This is a genomic window from Weissella soli (genome assembly GCF_001761545.1).
GTDB classification, from domain to species: Bacteria; Bacillota; Bacilli; order Lactobacillales; family Lactobacillaceae; genus Weissella; species Weissella soli.
In genome coordinates, this window is sequence record NZ_CP017326.1 from 326,928 (window position 1) to 347,067 (window position 20,140).

The 20,140-nt window shown below is 45.3% G+C and carries 20 protein-coding genes and 1 tRNA gene; 19 read left to right on the forward strand and 2 right to left on the reverse strand.

From position 1 onward, the window contains the following. Positions 1–78: 78 nt before the first annotated feature. The 11 genes from rbsR to WSWS_RS01615 all read left to right on the forward strand — a co-directional run bounded on the left by rbsR (position 79) and on the right by WSWS_RS01615 (position 9,495). A complete protein-coding gene (rbsR, locus tag WSWS_RS01565; protein ID WP_070230799.1) occupies positions 79–1,050 on the forward strand; it encodes a ribose utilization transcriptional repressor RbsR in 972 nt (323 codons plus the stop codon). 197 nt (positions 1,051–1,247) lie between these two features. Next, positions 1,248–2,174 (forward strand): ribokinase, encoded by a 927-nt coding sequence (rbsK, locus tag WSWS_RS01570; RefSeq protein ID WP_070229616.1) that lies wholly within the window; start codon positions 1,248–1,250, stop codon positions 2,172–2,174. After that, positions 2,174–2,863, forward strand: coding sequence for a ribose-5-phosphate isomerase RpiA (gene rpiA / locus WSWS_RS01575; RefSeq protein WP_070229617.1), 690 nt, complete (start codon positions 2,174–2,176; stop codon positions 2,861–2,863). Before rbsK ends, rpiA begins: the two co-directional genes overlap by 1 nt. A gap of 289 nt (positions 2,864–3,152) precedes the next feature. Continuing rightward, entirely contained in the window at positions 3,153–5,798 is a 2,646-nt protein-coding gene (gene alaS / locus WSWS_RS01580) for an alanine--tRNA ligase (RefSeq protein WP_070229618.1), read from the forward strand. A 122-nt stretch (positions 5,799–5,920) separates the two neighbouring features. Continuing rightward, positions 5,921–6,172 carry an IreB family regulatory phosphoprotein gene (locus tag WSWS_RS01585; protein ID WP_070229619.1) on the forward strand — a complete coding sequence of 84 codons (252 nt, stop codon included), beginning with the start codon at positions 5,921–5,923 and terminating at the stop codon, positions 6,170–6,172. Beyond that, positions 6,169–6,630, forward strand: coding sequence for a Holliday junction resolvase RuvX (ruvX, locus tag WSWS_RS01590; protein WP_070229620.1), 462 nt, complete (start codon positions 6,169–6,171; stop codon positions 6,628–6,630). The genes WSWS_RS01585 and ruvX overlap by 4 nt, the downstream gene beginning before the upstream one ends. 107 nt (positions 6,631–6,737) lie before the next feature. Beyond that, a complete protein-coding gene (locus WSWS_RS01595; RefSeq protein ID WP_070229621.1) occupies positions 6,738–7,148 on the forward strand; it encodes a GtrA family protein in 411 nt (136 codons plus the stop codon). A 109-nt stretch (positions 7,149–7,257) separates the two neighbouring features. Continuing rightward, the gene (locus tag WSWS_RS01600; RefSeq protein WP_070229622.1) at positions 7,258–7,536 is read left to right on the forward strand and encodes a DUF1292 domain-containing protein; all 279 of its coding nucleotides are present in this window, start codon (positions 7,258–7,260) and stop codon (positions 7,534–7,536) included. Positions 7,537–7,544: 8 nt separating this feature from the next. Beyond that, complete coding sequence (locus WSWS_RS01605; protein ID WP_070229623.1) at positions 7,545–7,832, forward strand: DUF1292 domain-containing protein; 288 nt, start codon at positions 7,545–7,547, stop codon at positions 7,830–7,832. 105 nt (positions 7,833–7,937) lie between these two features. Then, positions 7,938–8,876, forward strand: coding sequence for a diacylglycerol kinase (locus WSWS_RS01610; protein WP_070229624.1), 939 nt, complete (start codon positions 7,938–7,940; stop codon positions 8,874–8,876). 127 nt (positions 8,877–9,003) lie between these two features. Then, on the forward strand, positions 9,004–9,495 hold the full coding sequence (locus WSWS_RS01615) for a phage tail protein (protein WP_070229625.1): 492 nt from the start codon (positions 9,004–9,006) through the stop codon (positions 9,493–9,495). A 47-nt stretch (positions 9,496–9,542) separates the two neighbouring features. Here WSWS_RS01615 and WSWS_RS01620 read toward each other — a convergent pair whose 3' ends face one another. Further along, positions 9,543–10,850: an NCS2 family permease gene (locus WSWS_RS01620; RefSeq protein ID WP_070229626.1), complete on the reverse strand. Its 1,308-nt coding sequence runs from the start codon at positions 10,848–10,850 to the stop codon at positions 9,543–9,545. A 274-nt stretch (positions 10,851–11,124) separates the two neighbouring features. Between WSWS_RS01620 and WSWS_RS01625 the strand changes: the two genes are divergently transcribed. Beyond that, on the forward strand, positions 11,125–12,423 hold the full coding sequence (locus WSWS_RS01625; RefSeq protein ID WP_070229627.1) for an adenylosuccinate synthase: 1,299 nt from the start codon (positions 11,125–11,127) through the stop codon (positions 12,421–12,423). Between the two features lie 19 nt (positions 12,424–12,442). Continuing rightward, positions 12,443–12,979, forward strand: coding sequence for a hypoxanthine phosphoribosyltransferase (gene hpt / locus WSWS_RS01630; protein WP_114981442.1), 537 nt, complete (start codon positions 12,443–12,445; stop codon positions 12,977–12,979). Between the two features lie 48 nt (positions 12,980–13,027). Here the strand turns inward: hpt and WSWS_RS01635 are convergent, their stop codons facing one another. Then, the gene (locus WSWS_RS01635) at positions 13,028–13,801 is read right to left on the reverse strand and encodes a hypothetical protein (RefSeq protein ID WP_070229628.1); all 774 of its coding nucleotides are present in this window, start codon (positions 13,799–13,801) and stop codon (positions 13,028–13,030) included. 138 nt (positions 13,802–13,939) lie between these two features. On the opposite strand from WSWS_RS01635, the gene WSWS_RS01640 reads away from it, so the two are divergent. From WSWS_RS01640 to WSWS_RS01665, 6 genes are all read left to right on the forward strand, one after another. Continuing rightward, on the forward strand, positions 13,940–14,767 hold the full coding sequence (locus tag WSWS_RS01640; RefSeq protein WP_070229629.1) for a Cof-type HAD-IIB family hydrolase: 828 nt from the start codon (positions 13,940–13,942) through the stop codon (positions 14,765–14,767). A 70-nt stretch (positions 14,768–14,837) separates the two neighbouring features. Beyond that, complete coding sequence (locus tag WSWS_RS01645; protein WP_070229630.1) at positions 14,838–15,623, forward strand: isoprenyl transferase; 786 nt, start codon at positions 14,838–14,840, stop codon at positions 15,621–15,623. 34 nt (positions 15,624–15,657) lie between these two features. Further along, positions 15,658–16,458, forward strand: coding sequence for a phosphatidate cytidylyltransferase (locus WSWS_RS01650; protein WP_070229631.1), 801 nt, complete (start codon positions 15,658–15,660; stop codon positions 16,456–16,458). 174 nt (positions 16,459–16,632) lie between these two features. Continuing rightward, positions 16,633–17,892: an RIP metalloprotease RseP gene (gene rseP, locus WSWS_RS01655; RefSeq protein ID WP_114981444.1), complete on the forward strand. Its 1,260-nt coding sequence runs from the start codon at positions 16,633–16,635 to the stop codon at positions 17,890–17,892. 69 nt (positions 17,893–17,961) lie between these two features. Beyond that, positions 17,962–18,034, forward strand: a tRNA-Arg gene (locus WSWS_RS01660). Positions 18,035–18,066: 32 nt separating this feature from the next. Beyond that, on the forward strand, positions 18,067–20,130 hold the full coding sequence (locus WSWS_RS01665; RefSeq protein ID WP_070229633.1) for a putative polysaccharide biosynthesis protein: 2,064 nt from the start codon (positions 18,067–18,069) through the stop codon (positions 20,128–20,130). The last annotated feature ends 10 nt before the right edge of the window (positions 20,131–20,140 follow it).

Genomic DNA, 20,140 nt, shown 5'->3' on the forward strand with positions numbered 1-20,140 from the left:
AATTGCGCAAAGCGGTGCATTCCAAGGCTGGTTGTGGTAAATTGTTTTACAAACAAAAAAGGAATGGGAACTGAAATCATGCCGAAAGCATCAATTCGAGACGTTGCCCAATTAGCGAGTGTCTCACCAACGACGGTCTCCCTTATTTTGAATAATAAAGGTGACCGTTTCCCACAAGAAACGATCGATCGGGTGATCGCGGCGCGTGATGAACTGGGATACATCCCCAATAAAAATGCGCAAGGATTGCGGGGGACCCAAAAAACCATGATTGGCATTTTGGTGCCTAGTTTACGTAATCCATTTTTCGCCGATTTGATGCAAAGTATTCAAGCGCACGGCGGTCGGGACGTTGATTTGATTTTTCAATCAGCTGCTGATGATATGGTCGAAGAAAGTATCACCGCTTTGGTGGAACGGGGGGTCAATGGGTTAATTATTGCACGCCCTATCCCACATGCTGAAAAAGTGATTCAATTTGTAAAACGTCGTGGCGTCGTGGCGGTGATGCTGGATCAAAGTGAAGATTTAGGCTTAACGGATATTGTCACAACCGATGAATCTCAAGGTGGTCGGTTGGTAGCTGAATTATTAGCGCGACAAGGCCATCAAAAGGTGGCCCTAGTGCGGCCATCACTGCTGACTCACAATATGACTCAGCGGATTAGGGGCTTTATGCAGAACTGGCCATATGAATTAGTGACGTTTGAAACGACACTTTCAAAGCATGGTGGCCTGGCTGTAGCCGAGAAGGTTAACCAAGCGGCTGTCTCAGCCGTGTTTGCCGTCAATGATGAATTGGCTATTGGGGTGCTCCGCGGGTTAGCTGACTTGGGCGTACGTGTGCCACAGGACATCAGTGTCGTCGGCTACGATAATACTGATTATGCGGAATTTGTCATCCCCTCATTGACCACCGTGACGCAACCAGTATGGCAATTGGGCCAAAAGGCGTTGGATTTAGTCCTTCATCGGCTGGAAAATCCTCAGGCCGACTTGGTCACCGAAATGATGGCCGTGAAGTTAGTCGAACGCGAGTCGACAAAATAAATAATGTGAAAGGTCTAATTTGCAAGCGCAGATTAGGCTTTTTTATTTGTTTTCACACTGTTTACAGTGATTTCCCCAAAAAGAAAGCGCTTGCATTTTGGAATGATTACGCTTATATTCTATATTGTAAAACGTTTTACGGAAACGATTTACCTTTAAATGAAATTAAGTTAGATAGGGATACTTGGGGGAGTATTATGAAAAACATTGTCGTGATTGGTAGTCTTAATTTAGATGTCGTTGAAAAGATTGACAGCTTACCGTTGCAGGGGGCAACCGTACGAGTCGCAGGACGGGAAAACAATCTCGGCGGTAAGGGGGCCAATCAGGCCGTCGCGGCAGCCCGCCAAGGAGCTCACGTGAGTTTTATTGGGGCGGTTGGGGATGATGCAGCTGGGCAGATGTTTCGCGAAACATTAACGGCAGAACATATTGATGTCTCAGGCATTGTGACGAAATCAGTGGCTACCGGTACCGCAACAATCTTACTTGAAGCCGATGGCCATAATACCATTCTGGTTTTCGGTGGGGCTAATGCTGAATTAAATGCCGATGATGTCGTGGCTAGTGAACACTTAATTGCTCAAGCAGATATTGTGATTGCCCAATTTGAAGTGCCACAAACGGCGGTTGCAAAAGCCTTTTATCTGGCAAAAAAATATGGTGCCAAAACATTACTAAACCCGGCGCCTATTATTAATCAAGCGGATATCATGCCAGAAATTCTAGCATGCACAGACATTATTGTTCCAAATGAGACTGAAGCAGCCGCTTTGGTTGGGGCAGCTCCTTCAACAAACTTTGCAGATTTGTGTGCCATTCGTACGGCCATGCAACGACTAATGATTCCACGTTCGGTGATTACATTGGGTGAAGCCGGTGTCTTTACCGGGTTGAATAATGCAAGCCGCATGGTACCCGTCTTCCCAGTTAAGGCCATCGATACAACGGCAGCTGGTGATACCTTTATTGGGGCCATGGTAGCTGAATTACGATCAGATTTGAAAAATGAATACGATGCCATCCAGTATGCATCGCGGGCTAGTTCTATTACAGTTCAGAGACCGGGTGCGATGAAGTCGATTCCGACGCGGCAAGAAGTTTTGACTGCAGGGAGGTTGTGATGATGGAAGTGAACGCGCAAAAACAACAAGTTGGGGAATATGCGGCTTCCTTAGTACACGCTGACATGGTTGTCGGCCTTGGCACTGGTTCTACTGTCAAATATTTCGTGGAGGCTTTAGCGCGACGGGTACAGTTGGAAAGACTACCAATCAGAGGTGTTACAACTTCAAAGTGTACTGCCGAGTTAGCGCAACGTTTAGGAATGACAATTGTTGATATTGATGAGGTTGATCAAATTGACCTAACCATAGATGGCGCTGATCGGGTTAACAGACACCTTGAGGGCATCAAAGGTGGTGGGGCGGCCTTATTGTTTGAAAAAATTGTCGCCCGTAATTCAAAACGTAATATTTGGATTGTTGATGAATCAAAAGTTTGTGATGTCTTAGGAGGCTTCCCGTTGCCGGTTGAAGTAGTGCAATATGGCGTTGAACACCTGATGCAACTATTTACGGGAGCCCAGTTACAACCAGTTTTGCGCCGGGCATCTGATCAGCAACCCTTGGTGACGGATAACGGCAACTATATTATTGATTTGCATGTGGCACAGATTAACCAACCGGCGGTATTAGCGGATTGGTTAGCCAACCAAGTCGGCGTGGTTGAGCATGGCCTGTTCTTAGACATCTGCGATGAGGTGATTGTTGGCGGTGAGACTATGCACATATTAACGGCGCAGTCTGTTTGATTTGTAACATCACTGCAAAAATCAAAATTGGTTGATATGTTATACTTAGGGCACGGATATGTTTAAGTTGAGTTGGACAATCAGCGACGTCATGGTGGTGCAAATGACGCAAAACTAACTTAAGTGCTCCCGTATATTTGTTCATGAAAATGGACCGTGGGTCAGCGTTAGCGACAGTTAAAGAGGTAATGAGAGTAATCCATTGCAAGTAAAGTGGTACCGCGTGTAGGCGTCTTTACTAGCAAGGGGTTGCTTTTTTAATTTATTTAAAAGAAGAGGTTTTATAAAGATGAAGCAACTATCATCTGCTGAGATTCGCGATATGTTCTTGCGATTTTTCGAAAGCAAAGGTCACAGTATCGTCCCATCACAATCATTAGTTCCTAAAGATGATCCATCATTATTGTGGATTAATTCAGGTGTCGCAACATTGAAGAAATATTTCGATGGCACTGTCATTCCTGAAAATCGCCGTATTACCAATGCCCAAAAGGCATTACGGACCAACGATATTGAAAATGTTGGACACACCGCACGCCACCATACCCTATTTGAAATGATGGGTAACTTCTCAATCGGTGATTACTTCAAAGACGAGGTCATTCCTTGGGCCTGGGAATTATTGACGAGCCCAGAATGGTATGGCCTGGATCCAGAAAAGCTGTACGTCACGGTTTATCCGGCCGACACAGTTGCCAAGGAAAAGTGGTTGGAAGTCGGTATGATCCCATCACATATTTACGAAAATGACGATAATTTCTGGGACATCGGTGAAGGACCTTCTGGACCAGACACGGAGTTGTACTACGATCGAGGCGAAGCATGGAACAACACTGAGCATCCTGAGGAAAACTACCCAGATGGGGACAATGAGCGTTTCTTGGAAATTTGGAACATCGTGTTCTCACAGTTTAACCATTTACCAGGATTGACCGATAACGCGACTTACCCAGAATTGCCACATAAAAACATTGATACTGGGTTAGGCCTTGAACGATTAGTCTCTGTCTTCCAAAATGCGCCCACTAACTTTGAAACTGACTTGTTCTTGCCAATTATCCGCAAGACAGAAGAGTTATCAGGGGCTAGGTATGGTGAAGACGCCACGCTGGATATTTCATTTAAGATTATTGCCGACCATGCCCGGTCAGTGACTTTCGCGATCGGGGATGGCGCCTTACCTTCAAATGAGGGTCGGGGTTACATTATCCGCCGTTTGTTACGACGGGCTGTTTTGCACGGCCGCAAGTTGGGGATCAATGGGCCATTTTTGAACCAATTAGTACCAGTGGTGGGTGAAATTATGCATTCATACTACCCAGAAGTGCAAGAAAATGCCGACTATATTGCATCAATTGTGACAGCTGAAGAGGCCCGTTTCAATAAGACATTGTCAGATGGGTTGTCATTGTTAGACGGCGTGATGGCTGATGCAAAGGCTCAGGATGGGATCATCGCTGGCGCTATTGCCTTCAAGATGTATGATACGTATGGTTTCCCTTACGAATTGACCGAAGAGGCTGCCACTGACGCTGGGTTAACGGTAGATCGGGCGGGCTTTGATGCCGAGATGAAAGCACAACAAGAACGGGCCCGGGCTGCCCGTGGCAATGCATCCTCAATGGGGGTTCAAAATGCCTTATTGACTGACTTAACGACCGCTTCAAAGTACGTTGGTTGGTCAGAATTGTCCGTTGAAGCCGCGCAATTGGAAAATATCATTGCTGATAATCAATTAGTTAATGTGGCTGAAACTGGTCAGGTCCAAGCCATCTTTGATATCACGCCGTTCTATGCTGAAATGGGTGGTCAAGTACCTGATAAGGGTACGGTGACGAATACCGCTGGTGACATTGTGGCAACGGTAGCTGATGTGCAAGTCGCACCAAATGGGCAACACTTGCACACATTGGATGTCCAAGGTCCTTTGAAGGTGGGTGAAACCTATCGTTTGGATGTTGATCTGGCCTATCATGCGGCTATTTCAAAGAACCACACCGCAACGCACATGCTTGACCAAGCGTTACGTAATATTTTGGGTGAACACACAACCCAAGCCGGTTCATTGGTGAATGATAAACTATTGCGTTATGACTTCACATACAACGGGGCGGTTTCAGAAGCTAAGCTCCAAGAAGTTGAAGATTTGGTCAACGCTAAAATTATCGAAAACTTGCCAATTTCATGGATTGAGACCGATATCGAGTCGGCCAAGCAACTCGGGGCCGTGGCGGTCTTCACTGAGAAATACGGTGAAAAGGTGCGTGTCGTTTCAATTGGGGACTTCAATATCGAATTTGATGGTGGCACCCATGCTAAGACGACGGCCGAGTTAGGTATGTTTAAGATCGTTTCTGAGCAAGGTACGGGTGCGGGCGTTCGTCGGATTGAGGCCGTAACTGGTCAAGGTGCCATGAATTATGTCAAGGACCATGATGCTTTGTTGAAAAATGCGGCTAGTTTGGTGAAGGCCCCACAACTCTCAGAAGTGAGCGATAAGATTGAAGCTTTGCAAGCACAACTGAAAGAGGCTGAACGGCAAGTGGCCTCATTGGAAGCTAAATTGGCTAGTCAAGCAGCTAAGTCAGCCTTCAATGATGTGAAAACCGCTGGTAACTTCACATACATTACGACTGAATTAGCGGTTGAATCAATGGATGCCTTGCGTCAAACCGCTGATAACTGGAAGCAAAACCAACCATCAGATGTTTTGGTGTTAGCCGCGAACTTGGGTGAAAAGGTCAACTTACTTGTAGCGGTGGCGCCACAGGCCATCGCGGCTGGGGTGAAAGCCGGGGATTTGATTAAAGCCATTGCCCCTGCGGTTGGTGGTGGCGGCGGTGGTCGTCCCGATATGGCCCAAGCTGGTGGTAAGAATCCGGCTGGTATTCAAGAGGCCTTTGCGCAAGCGGTTACTTGGTTGGCAGCTAAGTAGTTTATTATGACAAACCTTTCATGTAATTGGCACTTTTTATTAATTTTTTATTAAGAAATTGTTGTATAATTAGAGCCAGAGAAGGATTTGTATTTAATTTCAGAATAAGAGGGGTAGACGACATGAGTGACTCAATTGATAACACAGCCGTTTTTGACCTTGGCCGTAAGGATAACGATATCCGCCAGACATTGGAAATCGTCTACGGTGCCTTGGAAGAAAAGGGATATAATCCAATCAATCAAATTGTTGGATACATTATCTCAGGCGATCCCGCATACATTCCTCGTAATAATGATGCCCGTAATTTGATTCGCCGTTACGAACGCGATGAAATTATTGAGGCATTGGTGGAGGATTATTTAAAGAAGTGAGAATATTAGGACTAGACGTCGGTTCACGGACGGTTGGAGTGGCAGTATCCGATCCAATGGGCTGGACCGCTCAAGGAGTGGAAATTATCCGTATCAACGAAGACGAAAAAGAGTTTGGCATTGATCGGATGAAGGAATTGGTTGAACAGTTTCAACCCGCTGGCTTCCTGCTGGGGTTGCCCAAGAATATGAACAACTCGTTAGGCCCTCGTGCAGAAGCTTCCCAGGCTTATGGTGACTTGTTAAAGGCAACGTTTGGCTTGCCAATTGATTATCAAGATGAACGCTTAACCACAGTCGAAGCGGAACGCATGTTGATTGAAGAAGCTGATATTTCACGTAAAAAGCGTAAACAGGTGATCGATAAATTGGCGGCTGAGCTCATTTTGCAAAATTATCTTGATCGTAAAGGCCCCTTGTTGACCAGTGGTGGTTCAACACGCATGACTTTTGATTAATATCGAAAAGCTCAAACAAGCATCCGCTCGTTTGAGCTTTTCTGTTGCTTGCAAACTCCTCCGGAACAAGTTAAAGTTATCGGAGAAGAAAATAGAGTGGGGCCGTCATGATTAAAACGTTATACAGTAAATATCGAGAAGTTTTTTGGTACCTTGTTTTTGGGGTGCTCACGACCGTGGTGAATATCATTGTCTTTTGGGGCATGCATGAATTACAGTCACCCTATCAGGTATCTTATGTCGTGGCGTGGATTGCCGCGGTCTTATTTGCCTATATTACGAATCGCATCTGGGTTTTTGCCTCGCAAGCGCACCAAGCGAGTGCGATTATCAAAGAGATGCTGCAATTTTTTATGGCTCGTCTCGTCACGGGTTTGATTGGTTTTGGTATTTTAGCATTTGGAGTCAGCATGTTGCATCAAAGCGACTTGATTTGGAATGTGATCCAAAATGGGTTCGTGATCATTTCAAATTATATACTGAGTAAGGTGATGATTTTTAAGGCGCCAAATAATTAATTTTAAGGATGAAACCCTTCTGGTTAATAGACACCAGCGGGGTTTTATTAGATAATAGAAGCTACAGGCACCAAGGTGCTATAAAGTTAAAGATAATGAGGTTAATACCATGAATGAAGAACAAGATTTGATCACTTTGGTTGATGAAAAGGGAAAAGAGCAATTGTACGAAGTATTGTTCACTTTTGCTGAGGAGGACAAGTACAATAAAAATTATATCTTGATGTATCCCGCTGGAGCTGGGGACGAAGACGATGTTGATGTTTTGGCATTCTCATTTGATCCAAATGAAGCCGATACAGAAGGTTCTTTGGAACAAATCGAAGACGATGAAGAATGGGTGATGGTCGAAGAACATTTAAACCAATACCTAGACGAAGCGGAATAGGTCACGACATGAGCGATCAAGTAACGTTTACCTTGATAGATGATGAGACGGAAGCAGAGTTTGTCTTCACGGAACTTTTCCGATTTGTAGAAGACACGAAGTTTAATAAGACTTATATTGTGTTATATCGGGCCGTTGAAGATGATGACGATGAAATTCAAGCCTTTGCTTTTGATGAAACTTTAACGAGTGAAGCGCTTGAAAATGGGTTGTTACCAATCGAAACTGAAGAAGAGTGGGAAATGGTCGAAGAGATGATTAACACCTTTTTTGATGAGCCTGAGATGAATAGCTAATATGTTGGACGTAAACGGTGATTTTTATCACCGTTTTCTTTTTGTATCGGTTAAGGAAGATATGGTAATATTTAAGTGATTACTATGGAAAAATAGGGGGCGCGCATGAGTAAGCGAGCACGAATTATTTATAATCCCACATCAGGTCGCGAAGCAATTCGTCGTGATTTGGTGGATATTTTGAACGTCTACGAACAAGCAGGGTATGAAACCTCAGCGTTTGCCACAACTGCAGCGCCAAATTCAGCCCTGAATGAAGCGCGTCGTGCGGCACAAGCTGGCTTTGATCTTCTAGTAGCGGCCGGTGGCGATGGTACGATTAACGAAGTTGTCAACGGCATCGCGCCATTAGAAAAACGGCCGATGTTAGCGATTATCCCGGCTGGTACAACGAATGACTATGCGCGGGCATTGCGGATTCCACGGGAAGACCCGCTCGAATCAGCCAAGGTGGTGCTGCAAGGAAAGTCAGCGTTGTTGGATGTCGGTCGTGCCAATGACACTTATTTTATTAATATCGCGGCGGGTGGTTCCATTTCGGAATTAACTTACTCTGTCCCCTCTAAGCTAAAAACAATGTATGGTTACCTCGCGTATGTGGTCAAAGGTGCCGAGTTAATCACCCAAGTCAAACCAATGCACTTACATGTGAAGTACGATGATGGGGAATATAACGGGATTGCGTCAATGTTTTTCGTGGCGTTGACCAATTCAGTTGGTGGCTTTGAATCGATCGTCCCGGATGCACAGTTAGATGACGGTAAATTCACACTGTTGATTGTCAAAACAACGAAGTTACCCGAAATCATTACATTAATTACTGAAGTGTTAAATGGTGGTCGGCATATCGACGATCCAAATTTGGTGTATGTAAAAACCGAACACATTGAAATCAAGCCAACGAATGACATGCAAGTCATGATTAATTTGGACGGTGAATATGGTGGGGATGCGCCGGTGATTTTTGATAATTTTCAGCAGCACATCCGGATGGTGGCCAATGTAGATGACATGCCACCTGAATCTTTCTCGCAAGTGCTATAAAACCATGGCTTCATTAGTTCTTTTGTGCTAGTGAAGCTTATTTTATTGGGCGACGATGCGTTAGGCAAACCTGCTGTGCGTCGGCGCCAAGCATGCTAAAATAAGGGAAACAGTTTGGGAGCAGTATATGGCATATCAAGTGGATTTTAAAACAGTTGCAACGACTGGTTTTGAGGACAGCCCCTTTGCAAAACAACTCGCCGGATTACGAGCTAATGAAGCCCGTTATTTCTGGAATAAGTTTAAGGTGCCGTTCGTGGTGTACCCGATTGCTGAAAAACCAGCCCTATTTGATTGGTATCGGATGCTGATCAAAAGTGAACGCGGCTTGGAATTTGCGGCCACGCCCCTTGAAATTTCTGAGAATGTGGTTGATGTTGAAGGCAGTGGCTCAACAAGGTGGGTGCATGTTTTCTATGCTGAAGGCTTTTCGTTGAATGTCTTATATCCTTTGACACAGGCATCAAAGCGGGCAGTGGGCATCAAATTAGCTGAAGATGCCCCGGTGCCGTCCGAGCTTGAAGCATTGGGCTTCAAGTTTGCCCGTCAAAAGTCAACACTGGCTGGTACGATTCGCGGGACCTATTTTAAAATCAAAGGTGACTATGAATCTAATTAAAAAAATGCGTACCCGTATTAACACGGGCACGCATTTTTTTAATTAGATTAATGAGCAACAATGAATAGATAGACTAAGAAGATAATGGCCAAAGCCCACATCATTGGGTGCACTGACTTACCACGCTTAGTAGCTAACATTGTGATTGGGTAGACGATGAATCCCAATGCAATTCCGTCTGAGATTGAGTATGTCAAAGGCATCCCAATGACAATCAAGAAGGCAGGCGCCGCGATGGCAAAATCATCCCATTTGATATGACGTAAGTTCTCGGCCATTAAGATACCGACAACAATCAACGCAGGAGCTGTGACTTGTGAAGTCACAACGCCAAGTAATGGTGAGAAGAACAAGGCTAGTAAGAACAAAATACCTGTCCAAACTGAGGTCATTCCTGAGCGACCACCAACTGCAATACCGGCTGAAGATTCAACATAAGCAGAAGTTGGTGAAGTACCAATGACAGCCCCAACGGTCATACCAACGGCATCGGCCATCAAAGCCTTACCGGCACGAGGCATCTCGCCATCCTTCATGAAGCCAGCCTGTGTTGCCAAACCAATCATTGTACCGGCGGTGTCAAAGAAGGTCACAATAAGGAATGTCAAAACAACGGTTGCTAATTGGAATGAGTTGATATCACCAATGTGCTTGATTGACTCACCAAATGTGGGAGCCAATGAGGGTACAGTTGACACGATTGAACTTGGTAGGTCAATCAAGCCAGTTAGGATTCCCACGATTGCTGTTAAAATCATCCCAACGAAGATCGCAGCTGGTACCCGCCGTGAAATCAAAACTAGCGTCACGATGATGCCAAAAATTGATAGCAGTGAAGTACCTGATGAGAGATGGCCTAGTGAGACCATGGTGGCGTCATTCGCAACAATCAAGCCGGCGTCAGCCAAACCGATGAAGGCAATGAACAAACCAATTCCTGAGGCAATGGCTACCTTTAAGTCCTGTGGAATTAAATTGATGATGGCTTCACGAACCTTGAAGAAAGTCAAAACCAAGAAAATTAAGGCAGCGACCAAAACACCAGCCATCGCTGTTTGCCAAGGTACCTTCATACCAATGACAACTGAGTAAGCAAAGAAAGCGTTCACGCCAAGCCCTGGGGCGATGGCGATCGGGTAACGGGCAACAAGGCCCATAAAGATTGTCGCAACGGCAGCGGCAACGCCAGTAGCGGTAAAGACAGCTCCCTTGTCCATACCAGCTGCGCCAAGCACAGATGGATTTACGAACAATATGTACGCCATTGAAACGAAAGTAGTCAAACCAGCGATAAATTCCGTACGATGATTGGTCTTCAATTCATCGAATTGGAAGTAACGTGCAAGAGTAGACATATAAATGCTCCTAAAATAAGAATATTAACAAACAAGCCATATTATGCGGGTTAATTTTCTGAAAGTCAACATTAAAAGCGAACATTAAGTTTTTATATCTACACATTTTGAAGTAAATTACTAAGATTATTTATTGGTAGACTCTTGAAAATCACGAAAATTGTTGCTAGACTGTACAAGTAATAAAAACATTGAATTTATGTTCGTGTTTTACAAGTAAACTATCTTTTGGTTCAACTAATTTTCGGTTGAGTGTCAAATAGAGGAGGCCATCATGGCAGGAATCGTTGTAGTCGGGAGTCAATGGGGCGATGAAGGTAAGGGTAAGATTACCAACTTCATCGCGCAAGATGCCGACATGGTTGTACGTTATCAAGGTGGTAACAATGCTGGGCACACTATCTATGTAAATGGTGTGAAGTTTGAGTTATCATCAATCCCTTCAGGAATTTTTGATCCAAAGAAGCTCGCTGTCATTGGAAATGGTTCGGTTATTAACCCCAAGTCATTGCTCGAGGAGCTCGATTCAATCCATGTTAAGGGTGTTTCAACAGAGAACCTGCGCATTTCAGATCGTGCGCATGTGATTTTCCCTTACCATATTCTGATTGATCAATTAGCGGATGCCAAGAAGGGGGCCGGTAAAATTGGAACCACCGGTCGTGGCATTGGACCAGCCTATATGGATAAGGCTGCACGTACTGGTATTCGTGTCATCGACTTGTTGGATAAAGAAGTTTTGCACGAACGTTTGACGACCGTTCTAAATGAGAAGAATGAGTTATTAGAAAAAATTTATGACCATGCGCCACTGGCCGTTGAGCCATTGGTTGAAGAGTTCTACGCATATGGACAAAAACTCGCCCCCTACATTTGTGATACCGCGGTCTTGGCGAATGATTATTTAGACGCCGGTAAGCGGGTTTTGTTTGAAGGCGCCCAGGGAGCCATGTTAGACATCGATCATGGAACCTATCCTTATGTCACGTCATCTTCACCAGTGGGCGGCGGTGCGACCATTGGTGCGGGAGTTGGCCCAACGAAGATCGACCGCGTGGTAGGGGTCATGAAGGCGTATACATCACGTGTTGGTGATGGTCCCTTTCCGACTGAATTATTTGATGAAATTGGTGACCAAATCCGTGAAGTTGCCCATGAATATGGGGTTGTGACTGGCCGCCCACGCCGGATTGGCTGGTTGGATACAGTCATTATGCGCCATGCAGCGCGAATTGGTGGGTTCACGCATATTGCCTTGAACTCATTAGATGTTTTGTCAGGTATTCCAACTTTGAAGATTGCCGTAGCTTATGAGTTAGATGGTGAGCGTTTGACCGCCTACCCAGCATCGCTTGGCGCAGTCCGTCGGGCAAAAGCAGTTTATGAAGAATTGCCCGGCTGGGATGAAGATATTACGGGTGTCCGGACCCGCGCTGACTTGCCAGAAAATGCCCAACGCTACTTGGCACGAGTTGAAGAATTGGTAGGCGTGCCTTTGTATACTTTTGCCGTTGGTCCCTCAAATGAAGCTACGAATGTCTTGTTTGATATCTGGGCAGATGCCGAAAAATAACTAGGAGTCGCAAAATAAAATGAAAATGACTCTAGAACGGACGGTTTTAAGCCGTGAAGAAATCGAGGCCATGGTGACCCGGGTGGCTGCTGAAATTAATGAGGCAACCAAGGATGTTGACCGACCAGTATTCGTTGGGATTATGAAGGGCGCCTATATTTGGATGGCGGATATCTTGCGAGCACTTGAACGGGATGTCGAAACAGATTACATCGATGTTTCAAGTTACGATGGTGATAGTTCAACTGGGGTTATCACCATCAATCGTGATATTTCCAGCGATATTGTTGGCAAGACGGTGATTTTACTGGATGAAGTGATTGATACGGGGCTCACCTTGCATTATCTGAAGGAACTATTTCAAAAACGAGGTGCTGCCAAAGTGTATGTGGCAGTGGCCACAGATAAGCGCGAAGATTCATCAGTAGGCGGCATCCAAATTGATTTTCTTGGAGCCCGGGTACCGAATGAATTTTTGGTTGGTTATGGTATGGATTACAATAACCATTTTCGCAATCTCGATCGTGTTGCGGTCCTAAGTTTGAGCGAAGATTAATAAAAGAGGGTTATGCTGTGATAGGCATAACCCTCTTTTATGGTTTGATTATTTTTGTTGCAAAAATATGATTAAAACTGTGATGGCTTGTAGTATCGAGAAAGTCGCCATGCGAAAGCGAGGGCGCAAATTCAAATTAATCAGGATCAGCCAGGTGAAAAATAGAATTAGCACCGCCGCGAGAGTCCAGATACTCCAAGGTAGTGTTAATATATTGAGGAGTAACATAATGCCAAATGCAAGGGCCGTGAGCCGTTTGTTAGCCCCGCGGGGGATGAATAAACTCGTCATGAAAAACAAGTAACTGAGCAGTAGTGGCAATAAGCTCAGTAAAAAGGGTGTGGTTAAATACGTATTTTGCTGATAAAAAATAACAACTGGCAGCGATAGTGTTGAGAGACCAGAAAATAAGATTAACCCTAAAATATTTTGGAGATTCAACCAGCGAAAATGAATGAGGACTAACGCAGCTGGTAACAGGGCAAGTAAGACAATTTGTTGACCAGTCATTTCTTGGTACATTGTATATAGCAAAATGAATGGTATCAATAAGAAAATATAATTAATGAGCCCCTTAAATTGGCGATGCAGGACACAGAAAATCGTCAAAGCCAAGAAAACAGAATAGGTTAGTAGCTGGGGGTTATTTTGCCATTGCCCTGCTGAAAGTTGCTTTGAGTAAATTGATGGGTATATCCACCAGATGGCTACCTGCGCGGCGACGGACAGCATCGCTGAGAACCAGGGGATGGCGGTTAATTGTCGGCCGCGTGATTCGCGCGTGATTTGTGGGGTGGGTACTGCTTGTGTTTGTTGTTCCATCACGACGGTTCCTTTTCTAATTCTAAAATTTTATCCTATTTAGTATTGTAACAAAATCATCGCGTCTCGGCATTTGGTATAATGAATGACGTATGATTGGATGTGGACTAGATTCACAGATAACGAGAGGTGAGAGAAATGGCAATTAAGTTGATTGCAACAGATATGGATGGCACATTGCTCCGTGATGATAAGACGTTTGACTATGACAAATTCGAGACGTTGCTGGATTTGATGGATGAACGCGGGATTACCATGGTGGCAGCAAGTGGTAACCAATTGAAGCAATTAAAAGCTTATTTTGCACCAGTGAATCCGGAACGGTTGACGTATATTTCGGACAATGGCGCTTTGGTCACGCGTGGCGATGAGGTTTTGGGTGAAGCAGCGCTAACCAAAGCACAAATCGCACGGGTGTTAAAATGGAATAGTGAGACGAAAGCACATATGGAAAATTTGATTGTGCTCTCTGGCCATGAAGGGGCCTACGTGTCAAATCATGCCACCGCCGAAATCATTATGGGCGTGCGCGAATTTTATCCCTCCGTGCACCAAGTCGAAAAGTTTTTGGATATTGACGATGAGATTTTCCGACTATCATTAGTATGGCCACCTGAGGTTGATGTTCAAAAACAAGTGCGTGAATTGCGTGACATTTTTGGTTCTGAATTACACGCTACCGGATCAGGCTTTGGATCTGTTGATATTTTGTCACACGGGACTAATAAACGGCGGGGACTCGAGGAATTAAGCCGTCGCTTGCATATCCAACCGTCAGAAATGGCCGCTTTTGGTGATAATGGAAATGACTTGGAAATGCTCCGCTATGTTGGACTACCTTTTGTAATGCCAAATGCTGAGGATTTCATGAAAGTCCGGGTTGATAATATTGCTTTGAATGACAATAATCACAATGGGGTCGTCGATACCATTGAAGCTATTTTAGCGGGTGCATACGATAACTAATAGAAATCTGATGGTAACATTGATACAATGTTATAGTTAGTCAGTTGATAAGTGAGACGGAGGACGTGTTGTGTTTTTCAAAAAGCGACAACCAAAAAATCAAATACAGTTAGAGATCGACATGACCCGGATTCCGAACCACGTCGCCATTATCATGGATGGTAATGGGCGGTGGGCGAAGGCACGGAATTTGCCACGGATTTCAGGGCACCAGCGCGGCATGGAAGTCGTTAAAACAATTACCAAAGCTGCAAGTGATTTGGGTGTCAAGGTGTTGACCCTATATGCTTTTTCAACTGAAAATTGGAAACGACCAGAAGATGAAGTCTCTTTTTTGATGAAATTGCCAGGTAAGTTTTTCGATACGTTCGTACCAGAATTAATTGCCAACAACGTCCAAGTCCGTGTGATGGGGTATGTTGAGCAATTGCCTAAGGACACACAGGCTTCGGTCAAGGCAGCGATTGAACAAACCGCCCAAAACACGGGGATGATTTTGAACTTTGCGTTGAATTACGGCGGTCGTGCTGAAATTGTTTCAGGTGTGCAAACGATCGCGGCAGCCGTGGCGGCGGGTCAGATGCATCCCAGTGACATTAACGAAGAGATTATCAGTCAGTCGTTAATGACCAGTAGTCTGGGTGAGTATGCTGATCCGGATGTCTTGATTCGGACCAGTGGCGAAGAGCGGCTGTCTAACTTCTTGCTCTGGCAAATGGCATATAGTGAAATGGTGTTCTTGGATGAACACTGGCCGGAGATGGATGGCGAGGCGTTGAAAAAGGCATTGCTGATTTATCAAAGCCGGCACCGTCGTTTTGGTGGTCTGGCTGAAAATATGAGTGATAAAAAATAGGGGAAATACTCACAGAAGTGAGTCGTTATAAATTATGAAAACACGTGTTATCACCGCTGTGATTGCGTTGGCCATTTTTGTGCCAACGGTATTCATGGGCGGATGGGTGCTCCAAGTTGTGGCGGCTTTGTTAGCGGCAGTGGCCTTGAGCGAAGTAGCCTTGATGCGTAAGCGGTTATTAGTATCCTTTGAGGCAGTTATTTCAATGATTGGGGCAGTGTTGATGACTTTACCCAGTGATGTCTGGCGGAGCATTGATAATAAGGTACCTGTACCCTTGCATGCGGAGTCATTACTATACATTTTTGTGTTGTTAATGTTGTTCCACACGGTCATTTCAAAAAACCATTTCAATTTTGAGGATGCGGGCGTCTTTACGTTGGCTATTTTATATGTTGGTATGGGCTTCCATTTCTTTGTACAAGCCCGTGAAGTTGGTACATCAACCTTATTCTATGCCTTATTAATTGTTTGGATTACTGATTCAGGTGCCTACCTGATCGGTCGTCAAATCGGTAAGCATAAGTTGGCACCGCGTATCAGTCCCAATAAGACTTGGGAAGGTTCAATTGGTGGCACCGTCGTTGCGGTGCTGGTCATGGCGATTTACACCCACTTCTTCCCACAGTATTATAGCTGGGGCTGGATGTTGGTGATGACGTTACTCCTTTCAATTGCTGGTCAATTTGGTGATTTAATTGAATCAGCCTTAAAACGTTATTACAAAGTGAAAGATTCGGGGACGATCTTGCCTGGTCATGGTGGTATCTTAGATCGTTTTGATTCCTTACTGATTGTCTTACCAATTTTATATTTATTGGGTGGTTTACAGTAAAGTTCGCACAAGTTCGTTGGATAACGTATAATTATGAGTATGATCAAAAAGACACTGATGTTAGTGTCTTTTTTAATATAGGTTGCAAAGATGGCAACGTGTACGTGCTTGCATCACGGTTACCTGCGTGATGTGACTAAATGATAGAAACACCTGTGAGAGGAATTAAAAATTATGATTGGTGTTATTGCCTTTATATTTGTGTTTGGTGTGGTCACGGGAGTGCATGAATTTGGGCACTTTTACACCGCTAAAAAAGCTGGTGTGCGTGTACGCGAGTTCTCAATTGGGATGGGATGGAAATTATTCCAGACTAGTCGTGGCGATACAACCTACACCATTCGTTTATTGCCAATTGGAGCATACGTGCGGATGGCCGGAAATGCGGAGATGGATGATCATCCCGTGCGCCCTGGGATGTCGGCCGTGGTCGTAGTGGCAGACGGTGTGGTACAACGGATCAACCTGTCTGATAAGGTTGAGTTGGTTGGTGGCCAAGCAATCATCATTGATAGCATTGATTTAGTTGATGATTTGCATATTGCGGGTTATTTGGCTGATGACGATACGAATTTAGTTCGTTGGCCAGTTGATCATGATGCGCATGTGATCGAAGAGGATGGTACCGAACTGATTATTGCACCGCGCGATACGCATTTTGAATCAGCTAAACTATGGCAACGGGCGCTGATTAATTTTGCCGGGCCTTTCATGAACTTTGTGTTTGCAGTCCTGTTGTTTATTGGGTTAGCCTTTGCGATTCCTGGGGTCACAACGACAACGCTTGATACCGTCCAAAAAAATGCGCCGGCCTATCAGGCGGGGTTACGCTCAGGTGATACGATCAAGAAAATTGATGGTACAACGGTGAAGACTTGGCAGGGCATGCAAGATACGATTCAGGCATTACCTGGAAAGACCGTCACCGTCACCTATGAACGTCAGGGTCAAACATTTAAAAAACAAGTCCATGTCAAAACGGTCAAGAGTGGGGCCACTAAGATTGGTCAAATCGGGGTGACCTCGAAGTTAACCAAGTCAATTGGGGCCCGGGTGCAATACGGCTTTGCAACAACGGGTCAAGCATTCACGCAATTGTTCCGGGCCATCAAGGCGCTCATCGCGGCACCTTCCTTGAATCAACTGGGTGGTCCGGTCTCAATTTACAAAACGACTGAGACTGTCAGCACCTTTGGCTTCCTAGCGCTGTTAAGCTTTATGGCCTGGTTGTCGGTGAACCTGGGATTGATGAATTTATTTCCGATTCCCGTATTAGATGGTGGTAAGTTAGCGTTGAATGCGGTTGAAGCGATTATTCGACGCCCCATTTCTGAAAAAGTTCAAACGGGGGTTACCTTGATTGGAGTGGCATTAGTATTGATGTTGATGGTCGCAGTGACTTGGAACGATATCATGCGCTACTTTATCAATTAATAATGTATATTGGTATGCTAAGTTTGCGGACTTAGCATTTTTTGCATATAATAGAACGTATGCAAATTTGGCGTTATAGTTCAACGGGATAGAACAAGGACCTCCTAAGTCTTAGATCACAGTTCGAGTCTGTGTAACGTCATCGAGAATGGAAAGGGAGAGGGGTAAATCATCATGACCGATAAAGATACAGACGCTTACCGCGGTGAAATTTCAATTGATGATTTACAAGCATTATTACAGGGCAAATCGTTGACGGAGATGTTACCACCACAGCCGTCGATGGCAACTAGTGAGGCTAACGAAGCGGCACAGACGTCACAACCAGATCTAACGGAAACTGCGTCTGTGGCTCCGGTCACTACTGAACAGGCACTTAATACTGAGCTCGACGATGTGATTGAGGTAGCCATTGCAAAGGCTGAAGCAAAACCGATTGAAAAAGGCATCAAGGTGACAGAAGTCGAGGACACCTTTGATTATCTAAACCATCGGGTGCGTGGTGAAACCAAGGTCGTGCGTGTCGTTGATGAAGAACTTTTAAAACAAGCGAACGAGGCGAAAAAGCGCACGCAGGCAACAGAGGCACAACGCCGAACTGAGAAGGTGAGTGCCTCGGCAAATTCACGAATGCTCCGGGGGACGATGTGGATGACCATTGGTTCGATGACCTCACGTTTGCTCGGGGCGATTTACATCATTCCTTGGTTAATGATGATTGGTCATGCCTATACGAATCAAGCGAATTCACTCTATGCGCAAGGGTATCAAATCTACGCGGTGTTTCTACTGATTGCAACGGCTGGGTTACCAAATGTCCTGGCCCGGTTGGTGGCTGAATATAGTGAACGTCAGCAGTTTGGCCGCGTGCGCAGTGTTTTCCGGCAGTCGCTGGTCTTAGGTATTACAATGGGTCTGATTGCAGCTGGCCTGTTGTACGTCCTTTCAGGTATTTTGGCACAGGGTAATGCGAATGTGGTACCCGTCTTGCAGTCATTGGCGGCGGCCGTTTTGATTATTCCCGTACTCTCAATGTTACGGGGGTACGTGCAAGGGTTTGAATTTATGGGCTTGTCCGCGCTGTCACAGTTCATCGAACAATTAGTGCGCGTGATCTACATGCTCGCGATGACAGCTTGGATTATGCTTGGTCAACACGGGGACTGGATCGATGCGGTGGTGCAATCCACTTTTGCCGCTTTCTGGGGTGCCTTGGCGGGTATCCTCGTGCTCTTACTGGGTATCTGGTTACGACGTGGTTATTTTGAAAGTCAGTATGTGTTGTCAGGCGCGTTGCACGAGGAAAGTGGCAGTGTCTTGCTCAAGATGGTGCGCCAGTCATTGCCCATCATTTTAGCGGGTTCGGCCATCTCATTGGTGCAGGTTTTGGATCAATATACTTTTTTCCACATCATGCAACAGTTGACGAAATTTTCATACAGTGCAATCGATCAAATGTTTGCCCAATTTTCATTTAACGCTAACAAATTAATCATGTTGACGGTCTCAATCGCAGTGGGGATGGCTGAAACAGCGTTACCCATGCTAGCCCGGGCCAAGACCAACGGGAACCCTTATGAAATTGGTGATCAAATCGCGTATGCACTCAAGTTGTTAGCGTTCGTGATGATCCCGGCTTCATTGGGGATGGCCGCAGTTGCCCGGCCCTTGTATATCACCTTTTACGGGGCGGTTGATGTGACCAATGGTACATTGATCTTACAGTATTCAGCGTACGTGGGGGTCGTTTTTGGTGCCTATATGGTCGTGTTAGCGATTTATCAAGGACTGGGTCGTTTACGCGAAACGCTCTGGATTCTGTTAATCGTCTTAGTTGTTAAGTCGATGGCACAAGTCCCAATGACGCTGTGGTTGGCAGGGATGGGGCCTTTGGTCAGCACTTTGCTGGGCTTCATTGCGGGGTTGATTTTTGCGGTCGTCCGTTTAACGCGTAGTTACCCAATTGATTGGCTGTCATTACAACGGACATTGGTTATGGTCATGTTTTGGTCATTAGTTATGTATGCCGTGGTGACCCCAATTGCCACGACCGGCGGTTACTTTACGGCTGATACCCGGATGCAGCAGTTCATCTTGTTGATGATCACAGCCGCCATTGGGGGTGCCATCTATGGCGTAGCGGTATTGAAGTCGACGTTGGGCGTTGAGATGCTTGGCGAACGGGCGACCCGCTTGGCGGCGAAATTACATCTTAAGTCGGCCATTGACCGGTCATAAATTACTTAGT

Bases quoted from the DNA above. Each gene is read 5' to 3' on its own strand.
- rbsR (WP_070230799.1), top strand. From the start codon at position 79: ATGCCGAAAGCATCAATTCGAGACGTTGCCCAATTAGCGAGTGTCTCA.
- rbsK (WP_070229616.1), top strand. From the start codon at position 1,248: ATGAAAAACATTGTCGTGATTGGTAGTCTTAATTTAGATGTCGTTGAA.
- rpiA (WP_070229617.1), top strand. From the start codon at position 2,174: ATGATGGAAGTGAACGCGCAAAAACAACAAGTTGGGGAATATGCGGCT.
- alaS (WP_070229618.1), top strand. From the start codon at position 3,153: ATGAAGCAACTATCATCTGCTGAGATTCGCGATATGTTCTTGCGATTT.
- WSWS_RS01585 (WP_070229619.1), top strand. From the start codon at position 5,921: ATGAGTGACTCAATTGATAACACAGCCGTTTTTGACCTTGGCCGTAAG.
- WSWS_RS01595 (WP_070229621.1), top strand. From the start codon at position 6,738: ATGATTAAAACGTTATACAGTAAATATCGAGAAGTTTTTTGGTACCTT.
- WSWS_RS01600 (WP_070229622.1), top strand. From the start codon at position 7,258: ATGAATGAAGAACAAGATTTGATCACTTTGGTTGATGAAAAGGGAAAA.
- WSWS_RS01605 (WP_070229623.1), top strand. From the start codon at position 7,545: ATGAGCGATCAAGTAACGTTTACCTTGATAGATGATGAGACGGAAGCA.
- WSWS_RS01610 (WP_070229624.1), top strand. From the start codon at position 7,938: ATGAGTAAGCGAGCACGAATTATTTATAATCCCACATCAGGTCGCGAA.
- WSWS_RS01615 (WP_070229625.1), top strand. From the start codon at position 9,004: ATGGCATATCAAGTGGATTTTAAAACAGTTGCAACGACTGGTTTTGAG.
- WSWS_RS01620 (WP_070229626.1), bottom strand. From the start codon at position 10,850: ATGTCTACTCTTGCACGTTACTTCCAATTCGATGAATTGAAGACCAAT.
- WSWS_RS01625 (WP_070229627.1), top strand. From the start codon at position 11,125: ATGGCAGGAATCGTTGTAGTCGGGAGTCAATGGGGCGATGAAGGTAAG.
- hpt (WP_114981442.1), top strand. From the start codon at position 12,443: ATGAAAATGACTCTAGAACGGACGGTTTTAAGCCGTGAAGAAATCGAG.
- WSWS_RS01635 (WP_070229628.1), bottom strand. From the start codon at position 13,801: ATGGAACAACAAACACAAGCAGTACCCACCCCACAAATCACGCGCGAA.
- WSWS_RS01640 (WP_070229629.1), top strand. From the start codon at position 13,940: ATGGCAATTAAGTTGATTGCAACAGATATGGATGGCACATTGCTCCGT.
- WSWS_RS01650 (WP_070229631.1), top strand. From the start codon at position 15,658: ATGAAAACACGTGTTATCACCGCTGTGATTGCGTTGGCCATTTTTGTG.
- rseP (WP_114981444.1), top strand. From the start codon at position 16,633: ATGATTGGTGTTATTGCCTTTATATTTGTGTTTGGTGTGGTCACGGGA.
- WSWS_RS01665 (WP_070229633.1), top strand. From the start codon at position 18,067: ATGACCGATAAAGATACAGACGCTTACCGCGGTGAAATTTCAATTGAT.